Annotated in this window: 1 protein-coding gene; it reads right to left on the bottom strand. The window is 67.8% G+C overall.

The window, feature by feature from the left end; translation table 11 throughout:
• A partial coding sequence (locus tag M3149_RS22670) for a Mu transposase domain-containing protein (protein WP_435370780.1) occupies positions 1-699 on the bottom strand: 699 nt, incomplete at both ends.

The following is a 699-nucleotide window of genomic DNA, read 5'->3' as shown; positions in this document are numbered from 1 at the left end:
CCAGAACGGCCTGCTCGTCGTGGTGCAGCACCAGGGCCAGGATCTCCACCATCTCCCGATCCCCGCCGGGCTGCTTGAGCAGCGCGGCCTGCAGCCGCTTGAACCCGGCGGGCAACTGCTCGAAGGGTGCGCCGTTGCGCAAGGCGCCGGGCTTGCGCTGCAGCACCGCCAGGTAGTGGCGCCAGTCGTAGACGGTCTGGCCCAGGCCGTGGTGATGGCGCTCGATGATGCGCGGGTGCTCGCAGATCAAGCGCCCCTCTGCACACACGACGATCCGATCGGCATACACGCGCAGGCTCACCGGCCGGTTGGCGTAAGAGGCCGGCACGCTGTAGCGGTTGCGCTCGAAGTGCACCAGGCAGGTGGGGGAGACGCGCTTGGTGTGGTCCACAAAGCCGTCGAAGGGGCGCGGCATGGGCATGAGTTGCGAGCGCTCGCGCTCCCACGCCTGGGCCACGGTGCCACCCAGGCGGCTGTGATCGATCTCGTGCCACAGCGCTTGGCAGCGCTGCAGCAGCCAGGCATTGAGTTCTGTGAGCGAAGGAAACGCCGGCGCTGATTGCCACAGGCGGTGGCGGGCATCGCGCACGTTCTTCTCGATCTGCCCCTTCTCCCAGCCCGCTGCCGGGTTGCAGAACTCGGGCTCGAACAGGAAGTGGCTGACCATGGCGCCAAAGCGCGCGTTGACATCGCGCTTCT

The sequence above is a fragment of the Hydrogenophaga intermedia genome, from assembly GCF_023715105.1.
GTDB lineage: Bacteria > Pseudomonadota > Gammaproteobacteria > Burkholderiales > Burkholderiaceae_C > Hydrogenophaga > Hydrogenophaga intermedia_A.
Note: the sequence above shows the minus strand (reverse complement) of the source record. Positions and strands in the feature narration are given on the sequence as shown.